The following is an 8776-nucleotide window of genomic DNA, read 5'->3' as shown; positions in this document are numbered from 1 at the left end:
CTTCAACGCAAAAGTCAAAGCCTTCAGGGCACAGTTCAGGGGAGTAACGGATATTCCTTTCTTCCTTTACAGGCTTATGAAATTATGTGCATGAGGGGAGAGGGGTGCAACTGGGTTTTACGACTGACCCCTGTGTTTCCTATCCTCTTCGGTGTTGAACTTTGGTATGAAGGGGAGGCGGAGAATGATTTTGTCTTTATGCTTTGCATGAGTGTAGAGCCAGACAAGGTTGTCGATAACTTGTTTGTTGGTCTTGCCTGTATAGGCTTGGTAGATAACGGGATCCATATCCTTAATGTCGATGATAAAGGAATCAATGTATGGAGTGACTTCCTCCAAGTTATGGCGAGGCGCGTTTAGACTCGTCTCCATCGTAAATTGCCATTCATTTGGGCATTGCTCACAAAATTCCTTTATAAATGAACTCCGCAGAAGTGGTTCGCCTCCGCCAAAGCAGATGCCTCCTCCTGTCGCCAAGAAGTAAAGATTGTCCATCTCCACATTCTGCATTAAGAGTTCTGTATCCATTTCCTGCCATACGCCGTCAGCATCATGACACTGTGGATTGAGGCAGTATTTACAACGAAGCGGGCAACCGTGGAATGCCACGAGCGTAGTTACCCCTTCACCGTCTATTGAAAGGCGGTGACGGTCGATGCAAATGAGTGGGGCGGTATTCATCTTATTCAAGTCTAAAAGTAACAGGGACTGTATATTTCGTTTTCACGGCTTTGCCGTTCTGCTTGGCAGGATTCCACTTCGGCATACTTTTCACCACTCGAATGGCTTCCTTGTCTAACTTTGGTGTGATGCTGCGCATTACCTTGATGTCGCTCAGACTTCCATCCTCATTGACGGTGAATCCAACGATGACTCTGCCTGTTGCTGCACCTTCTTGACATTCTTTTGGATAGCGGACGTTATCCTTAATGTATTGCATCAATGCAACAGAACCACCAGGGAATGAGGCCATTTCCTCGATTGCTTCACCAAATAGCTTGCTGCTCTCGGTAGAGTCGGAGTTAACGGCGGGTTGGATGATAGCGGTCTTGCCTAGTTTGGACTTCTTTTCTTGTCGTGATTTCTTGGAGGACTTGTCCTTCTTGACGATGGGATATGCTACTTCAACAGGGACTATTCCTGCCACCATCTCTCCTAAGTAACGCTCATCTTCTGCCAAAGTGATGATGTTTAACTTTTCTTGGCTCATTTCCGTAAGTTTGATGGCTCTATTTTGCATGCCAACGTATTCAACGCTTATAGTGTCGTTAGGTGATACTTCAAGAGTGAAGTTTCCTTTCCTGTTAGAAATAGTCTTTTTACCTGAAAGTTTGGCGATGATATAGGCTCCGACAATCGGCTCTTCATCTTCATCGTCAATGACATGCCCTTGGACGAAAAGTACTCCTTTCTTGTTTAGTGCTTCTTTTTCTTGGAGCAAGGTTGAATCATCGGCTGTGTATTCTCGGAAGCGGATAGGGATGATCTTTTCTGGCGTGGAGGATGTTGAGGACGTTGATGTCGCGGCTGTGGAAGATGTTAGAGTAAAACTATTGTATCCCTTCTGCGTGGAGCAAGATGTGGCGGATGTGGCAAGGGCGGTGATTCCCAAAGCCACTCCTGCAACCTTGATGGTCTTTCCTGCCATCTGTCGAAGTCTCAGTTCATACTCTAAGTCCTTCACATCTTGCTCGCATTTAGGGCACGTGCCCTTACATTCACCCTTGAAATGACATTCTTCGGGTGAATAGTCTATCTTATTGGCATCTGCTATTTGTTTGCGGATAGCTTTGAGAGTGTTGCAAATGTTACGTCCTCTTGTTGCCATAATTTATTTCCTTTCTTGTTTTGCTTTCTTAACATGTTTGTTCTTTTTAATAATAGGAGTAGTTTCTTTGGGATAAGGAGCGATACCAGCAATCACTTCTCCTAAAATATGTGCCGTTAAAGTAACAATATTGAGCTTGTCTTGGCTCATTTCCGAAAGTTTGATTACTCGGTCTTGAAAGCCAATGTATTTTACAGTTATCATATCCCCTTGCTTTACTTCAAGGGTAAAATTCCCATCAATGTCAGACAACGTTTGCTTTCTTGAAAGCTTAGAAGTGATAATGGCTCCGATGATAGGATTTTTCTCATCGTCAATAACATGCCCTTGTACAAATAACACTCCCTTTTTGCCAAGTTCTTCTTTTTCTTTAAGTAAAATGGTATCATTGTGAGTATAATCTTGATAGCTGATAGGAATAACTTTTTCTGGCATGGATGATTCCATGTCATATTTTACCTTTTGTGTGGCACAAGATGTGGTGGATGTAGCAAGGGTGGTTATTCCCAATGCTATTCCAGCAACCTTGATAGCCTTTCCTGCCATCTGTCGAAGTCTCAGTTCATACTCTAAGTCCTTCACATCTTGCTCGCATTTAGGACAAGTACCCTTACATTCGCCCTTGAAATGACATTCTTCGGGTGAATATTTTATCTCATTGGCATCCGCTATTTGCTTGCGGATGGCTTTAAGAATATTACAGATGTTGCGTCCTCTTGTCATAGTTATTTTCTTTTATGCTTATGTCCTTTTTTGATAACAACAATTTCACCCATGAGTCCTCCACTTTCTGTCAAAGTGATGACATTGAGTTTTTCGAAATTCATTTCAGAGAGTTTGATGATTCTGTCTTGCATACCAATGAACTTTATGGTGATTGTATCTTTTGGCTTCACTTCAATGGTGAAGTTTCCATCAATGTCTGCTCCCGTTTTCTTTCCAGAAAGTTTAGCTGTGATGAAGGCACCAACAATCGGTTCTTTTGTGTTTTCGTCAATGATATGCCCTTGAACAAAAAGAACTCCTTTCTTACTCAATGTTTCTTTTTCTTTTAATAGGATAGAATCTTTGGCTGTGTATTCTTGGAAGCGAATCGGAATAACTTTCTTTGGCAGTGCGGGCGTGGAGTTATAGTATCCTTTTTGTATAGAGCAGGAAGTAAAAGATGCAGAAAGAGCAGTCATTCCCAATGCCACTCCTGCGACCTTTATAGCCTTCCCTGCTTTCTGCCTAAGTCGCAACTCATGTTCCAACACTCTAACATCTTTCTCGCATTTCGGGCAAGTTCCCTTGCATTCACCTGTGAAGTGACATTCGTCTGGTGAATAGTTAATCCCATTGGCATCCGCTATTTGTTTGCGAATAACCTTGAGAGTATCGCAGATGTTGCGTCCTTTGGTTTTCATAAATTGATGTTTTTAGGTGTTCAACATTCCTTTTATTTTCAAAATGAGTATATATTGCTCCTTAGTTATAATTCATAATTCTGTTTTCAAAAGTACGAAAAACAATCCACAAACAAGAATGTTTTGCTTTGTATTGTAAGAATGGGGACGACATTTAATATTTCTCTTGTTTTTAATGCCGTATATGAAAATTATATGTGTTTCGATTAGATATTGTGTTGTTGCATTTGTGACATTTCTTCGACCATAATTTAATAATCTATAAAAACAAAGCAAAAGATGTTGCTTCGCAGATTTTAAATTTATCTTTGCAGTCGTAAAGAGTTGTTTGACAAGCAAGGCAAACTTATGTAGAATATAGAAGTTAAAACTATTGCCAAGTCATTACCTCTATTGAGGAGGAACACTCATAAATCGCTCATTTTAAGCTGTTCAGCAGATTTTAGTAGAATTTTATCAAAAAATAACGCCTGAAAGTGACTGCACGAAGTTTGGTTAAATAATGTAAATTAGCGTTGTTTTAAGGAGTTGATTTTGGAACAGACACTCTGCACATGGTCAAGTCCATATAACATTGAACGAGAATCTATTCCCATCCAAGAGAATAAAGTCTGAATTTTTTGATATTCATTGACGATATAACTTGTGTCTATTTCGGAAGCATGAAGTCTGAAACAGATAGGTTCATGGTGCGCTATTCTGTTTCTCAGACTATTCACCTTGTCAAGTTCATTGAATATGTAGGCATTGCTGTATTGAGCAGCAGCCGATGAACGAGGTTTATTTGGGAATGCCCTTAACAGACATTGCCCTGTCGCACGATACTGTAGAGAGGAGTACATATACTTCCATACTCCGAATTCCATTTCGGCTATCAACTTGGAATGAGAATAAATACCTTGTCTATTCAAACGATTGTATGCCTTTTCTATGATTTTTCTTGTTTCATTCATGCGCCCATTAGAAAATATTCCATTGGCTTGAACAGAATCTTTCAGCCAATTCATTCCTAATGTCGGTACCAAAAGGCTATCTATAGCATTGCGCAAAGCCACTTCAAAGCAGCTAACTATCGTGAACATCTCTTGCGACAAGCGCAAGTTGTAGCGATACAAAGCCATAGCCTTGCGAGTATCACCATTCGCTGCATCCTTATATCTCTGTATTCGTTTGGCAGACAAGATTCTTTCGAATTCTAAATATTCCATAAAAATGGTTCGTTTACTTGGTTGTAACAAGAAAAAAAGCTATCTTTGTAGCGTTGATTCCCGGTAGCCTCTGATTCGTCAAGCTATCGGGTCTTGTTTTTTATATGATTCTTACCCACAAAAATACATCTTTTTCTGCAATTACGATTATGCCACATTATATAATTACAGAAAATTAACCGTAAAAAGTTGATAAAACCATTGTATTTTTACAACCCAAAAAGAGTTGTTTGACAGCAAACGTGTGAAGATTGCAGAAATTGGAACTATTGCCAAATCATTACCTCTGTTGAGATGAAACGCTCATGAATAGTTCATTTTAAACTATTCAGCAGAATTTAGCGCAATTTTTATCAGAAAATTTATACGTTTTCGTTTTTTTTATATAAATTTGCAAGTGGAAATTATAACTATTACAATGGCGAAAGTATTTTAAATATGAATAAATCCGGCTTTTTTTATCGGGCTTTTGACTTGTATTACGACGGCTTCAGAAACATGACGTTGGGCAAGACACTTTGGGCGGTAATCCTCATCAAGCTCTTCATCATGTTCTTCATTCTCAAATTGTTCTTCTTTCCCAACATCATCAAACAGCGATCGGAGAAAGGACATGAAGACAAGTTTGTGGCAACCGAGGTGTTGGGGCGCGAATAATCGCAACCCACGGGCAAATCGAATTGCGAGTTTCGTAAATCATTGCGGCAAGAAGAAAAGAAAAATCTAACAGTTACATATTAATATTTACAACATGGAAAATTTATTATTAACCATTGATCCCGGAGTAGTCGACTGGTCGCGCGCCCAGTTTGCCCTCACAGCCATCTATCACTGGCTGTTCGTGCCACTGACGCTCGGACTTGCCGTCATCATGGGCATCGTGGAAACGTGCTACTACCGTACGCGGAAAGAGTTTTGGCGTTCTGCCGCCAAATTCTGGCAGACGTTGTTTGGAATTAATTTTGCCATGGGTGTTGCCACGGGTATCATCCTCGAATTCGAGTTTGGTACCAACTGGAGCAATTACTCTTGGTTTGTGGGCGACATCTTCGGCGCACCACTTGCCATCGAGGGCGTTGTGGCTTTCTTCATGGAGTCCACCTTCGTGGCAGTGATGTTCTTCGGTTGGAAAAAAGTGTCGGCAGGCTTCCATCTTGCCGCCACATGGCTCACCGGTCTGGGTGCCACCATCTCGGCATGGTGGATTCTCGTTGCCAACTCTTGGATGCAATATCCCATCGGTTGCGAGTTCAATCCCGAGACGATGCGCAACGAGATGAACTCCTTTGCAGATGTGGCATTAAGCCCGTTTGCCGTGGATAAGTTCTTCCACACCGTTACCTCCTCATGGATTATCGGAGCAGTGTTCACCATTGCCGTTTGCTGTTGGTATCTCATGAAGAAACGCCACACGGAATTGGCATTGCAAAGCATGAAGATAGGTGCCATCGTGGGTATCGTGGCCGCAGTGTTGGCAGCACTCACTGGGCACAACTCGGCTTACATGGTGGCACAAACACAACCCATGAAGCTCGCCTCCATGGAAGCATTGTACAACGGTGGCAACTCGCAGTCGCTCACGCTCATGGCAATGGTAAACCCATTCAAGCAGCCCGACTATGCCACAACCGACGAACCGGCAGGACGCATTGCCATCCCCAACCTGCTCTCATTGCTTGCCACACGCGACGCCAAAGGATATGTGCCGGGCGTGAACGACATCATAAAGGGCTACACCAAAGCCGATGGAAGCAAAGAACCATCGGTGGCAGAAAAGATGGAACGAGGCAAAAAAGCCATCGCTGCACTGAAAGCCTATCGTGAGGGAGAGAAAACACCCGAAAACCTGCACGCCTTGGAAGAAAACATGAAATACTTTGGCTACGGCTACGTGAAGAACCCCGACCAAATCGTTCCATTCATCCCCGTGAACTTCTGGGCATTCCGCATCATGGTCGGACTGGGAATGCTCTTCATACTCGGATTTGCCATCATTCTCTTCTACCTTTACAAGAAAGACATCACGCGTCCGCGCTGGATTCACGTCTTCGGCATCCTCCTCTTCCCATTGGCATACATCGCCAGTCAGAGCGGATGGCTCGTGGCAGAGTTCGGACGTCAGCCATGGACCATTCAGGACATGCTCCCCACATGGGCTGCCGTGAGCGACATCAGCAGTAGTGGCGTTGCCCTGACCTTCTTCATCTTCCTCATCCTCTTCACGGCGATGTTGGCAGTGGAAATCAGTATTATGTGTAAACAAATCAAGAAAGGACCGGCACTATGACATACGACTTTTTGCAACATTATTGGTGGTTCCTCATTGCCGTGTTAGGCGGCTTTCTGGTGTTCCTGATGTTCGTTCAGGGAGCCAACTCCATGATTTTCCGGTTGGGGAAGGACGAGGAGGAACGTCGTCTTCTCATCAATTCCACCGGACGTAAGTGGGAATTTACTTTCACCACGCTCGTTACCTTCGGAGGAGCTTTCTTCGCCTCCTTCCCACTGTTCTATAGCACCAGCTTCGGAAGTGCCTACTGGGTGTGGCTCGCCATCCTCTTCACGTTCATCATACAGGCAGTGAGCTACGAGTTTCAAAACAAAGCGGGAAACCTCCTCGGCGTAAAGACATTCCAAGTGTGTCTCGTCATCAACGGACTGCTCGGACCACTCCTCATCGGAGGCGCGGTGGCAACCTTCTTCACGGGCTCTAACTTCATCGTGGAAAAAAGCAACATCGTAAGCGATATGCAACCCGTCATCTCACAATGGGCAAACGCATCGCGCGGACTCGATGTGTTGCTCAATCCATGGGTGGTCATCTTCGGATTGGCAGTGGTGTTCCTCGCACGCATCCTCGGAACACTCTATATTAATAATAATGTGAACGATACGCACATTCGCGCGCGCATCAATCGCCACCTCATCGGAAACACCGTGCTGTTCCTAATCTGCTTCCTCGCCTTCCTTGCAAAAACCTTGTTGGGCGACGGATTTGCCGTTGCCACAGACGGAACCATCGTCATGGAACCAATGAAGTATCTCAACAACCTCATTGCACTTTGGCCACTTGCCATCGTCTTCCTTGTCGGAGTGCTGCTGCTGCTCTACGGCATCATTCTAACCCTGCTCCGACCGAACTACATCAAAGGAATCTGGCCGGCAGGCATCGGAGTGATACTCGTCGTAATAGTCCTCTTCCTCATCGTGGGATGGAACAACACAGCTTACTACCCATCCACTGCCGATTTGCAAAGTTCGCTCACCATAGCCAACAGCTGTTCGAGCGAGTTCACCCTCACCACGATGTTCTATGCAAGTCTTGCAATACCCTTCGTCCTCGCATACATCTTCTATGCATGGCGGAGCATAGACTCCAAGAAGATAGACCGGGAAGAACTCAAGAACGATGACCATGCTTATTAACCATCTGACATCAAGGTTGATAAGATAAAACATTCACGATATCCGGCGGAAACAAACTTCCGCCGGATATTGTTATCCCTCCACTGACATTTCTTTTTGTTTTTTCGCAACACCTGCATAAAAACAAATATTACTGTCCGCTAAACATCCCACATTTTTTATGAATTAGGGCTGACACTTCTCACGAGGTATCAGCCCTTTTTGTTATCTTTGCTTTTGTTTCCAAACTCAGATAACATGGGCAAAAGTACACATTTCTTCGGACAGCCGGTATATGGTCAGCTGATAAAATCTCTCGACCATGATAAAATAGTTGAAATAAGCCGTCGGAACGGCGGTGAGCGGTATGTGAAGACCTTTGATGGCTTCACCCATCTTCTTACGATGCTGTATGCAGTCATCATGCGCTTCGACTCCCTGCGCGAGATAGAGGCGGCAATGACGGCTGAGGTGCGCAAGCTTCATCACATAGGCATTGACAGGGTTCCTAAGCGCAGTACCCTGTCAGACGCGAACGCCAGACGCTCGGAGAAATTCTTTGAGGACGTGTATCACGACCTTTACGAGTCCAATAAGGACAAACTTTCTTCGGACAGCCGACGCAATGGTACGGAGGAATGGATAAAACGTCTGAGAATCATCGATTCCACCACGATAACCCTGTTCTCTAACGTCATCTTCAAGGGTGTGGGACGGCATCCTAAGACGGGAAAGAAGAAGGGAGGCATAAAAGTGCATTCCGTCATTCATGCAAACGAAGGAGTTCACTGTGACGTGAAGTTCACTTCTGCTGCTACCAACGATTCCTTTATGCTCGCCCCCAGCCATTTCAAGCATGATGAAATCATTGCCCTGGATCGTGCATATATCAACTATGAAAAGTTTGAGGAACTGACCGAGAGGAACGT

At 44.1% G+C, this 8776-nt stretch carries 9 protein-coding genes; 4 read left to right on the top strand and 5 right to left on the bottom strand.

The features are described 5' to 3' along the window. Positions 1-117 precede the first annotated feature (117 nt). The 5 genes from E0E16_RS07515 to E0E16_RS07495 form a co-directional block, all read right to left on the bottom strand. The gene (locus tag E0E16_RS07515; RefSeq protein WP_130829817.1) at positions 118-681 is read right to left on the bottom strand and encodes a radical SAM protein; all 564 of its coding nucleotides are present in this window, start codon (positions 679-681) and stop codon (positions 118-120) included. A 1-nt stretch (position 682) separates the two neighbouring features. Next, on the bottom strand, positions 683-1828 hold the full coding sequence (locus E0E16_RS07510) for an energy transducer TonB (RefSeq protein WP_130829816.1): 1146 nt from the start codon (positions 1826-1828) through the stop codon (positions 683-685). A 3-nt stretch (positions 1829-1831) separates the two neighbouring features. Then, a complete protein-coding gene (locus E0E16_RS07505; protein WP_255418144.1) occupies positions 1832-2374 on the bottom strand; it encodes a carboxypeptidase-like regulatory domain-containing protein in 543 nt (180 codons plus the stop codon). 179 nt (positions 2375-2553) lie between these two features. Beyond that, positions 2554-3234, bottom strand: coding sequence for a carboxypeptidase-like regulatory domain-containing protein (locus E0E16_RS07500; RefSeq protein WP_130829814.1), 681 nt, complete (start codon positions 3232-3234; stop codon positions 2554-2556). Positions 3235-3743: 509 nt separating this feature from the next. Beyond that, a complete protein-coding gene (locus E0E16_RS07495) occupies positions 3744-4442 on the bottom strand; it encodes an Abi family protein (RefSeq protein ID WP_130829813.1) in 699 nt (232 codons plus the stop codon). A 438-nt stretch (positions 4443-4880) separates the two neighbouring features. Here E0E16_RS07495 and E0E16_RS07490 point away from each other — a divergent pair, with 438 nt between their 5' ends. The 4 genes from E0E16_RS07490 to E0E16_RS07475 form a co-directional block, all read left to right on the top strand. Next, entirely contained in the window at positions 4881-5099 is a 219-nt protein-coding gene (locus E0E16_RS07490; protein ID WP_130829812.1) for a DUF4492 domain-containing protein, read from the top strand. Positions 5100-5193: 94 nt separating this feature from the next. Beyond that, positions 5194-6729: a cytochrome ubiquinol oxidase subunit I gene (locus tag E0E16_RS07485; protein WP_130829811.1), complete on the top strand. Its 1536-nt coding sequence runs from the start codon at positions 5194-5196 to the stop codon at positions 6727-6729. After that, positions 6726-7868: a cytochrome d ubiquinol oxidase subunit II gene (locus tag E0E16_RS07480; RefSeq protein WP_130829810.1), complete on the top strand. Its 1143-nt coding sequence runs from the start codon at positions 6726-6728 to the stop codon at positions 7866-7868. Before E0E16_RS07485 ends, E0E16_RS07480 begins: the two co-directional genes overlap by 4 nt. Before the next feature lie 237 nt (positions 7869-8105). After that, the coding region (locus tag E0E16_RS07475) for a DUF4372 domain-containing protein (RefSeq protein ID WP_130829949.1) at positions 8106-8776 on the top strand (671 nt) is incomplete at its 3' end.

The sequence above is a fragment of the Prevotella rectalis genome (assembly GCF_900607215.1).
Taxonomy (GTDB): Bacteria; Bacteroidota; Bacteroidia; order Bacteroidales; family Bacteroidaceae; genus Prevotella; species Prevotella brunnea.
This window is presented reverse-complemented; position numbering and strand designations above follow the sequence as displayed.

Coding starts and splice junctions, on each gene's coding strand:
- E0E16_RS07510 (WP_130829816.1), bottom strand. CDS start 1,828: ATGGCAACAAGAGGACGTAACATTTGCAACACTCTCAAAGCTATCCGC.
- E0E16_RS07515 (WP_130829817.1), bottom strand. CDS start 681: ATGAATACCGCCCCACTCATTTGCATCGACCGTCACCGCCTTTCAATA.
- E0E16_RS07485 (WP_130829811.1), top strand. CDS start 5,194: ATGGAAAATTTATTATTAACCATTGATCCCGGAGTAGTCGACTGGTCG.
- E0E16_RS07500 (WP_130829814.1), bottom strand. CDS start 3,234: ATGAAAACCAAAGGACGCAACATCTGCGATACTCTCAAGGTTATTCGC.
- E0E16_RS07490 (WP_130829812.1), top strand. CDS start 4,881: ATGAATAAATCCGGCTTTTTTTATCGGGCTTTTGACTTGTATTACGAC.
- E0E16_RS07505 (WP_255418144.1), bottom strand. CDS start 2,374: ATGGCAGGAAAGGCTATCAAGGTTGCTGGAATAGCATTGGGAATAACC.
- E0E16_RS07480 (WP_130829810.1), top strand. CDS start 6,726: ATGACATACGACTTTTTGCAACATTATTGGTGGTTCCTCATTGCCGTG.
- E0E16_RS07495 (WP_130829813.1), bottom strand. CDS start 4,442: ATGGAATATTTAGAATTCGAAAGAATCTTGTCTGCCAAACGAATACAG.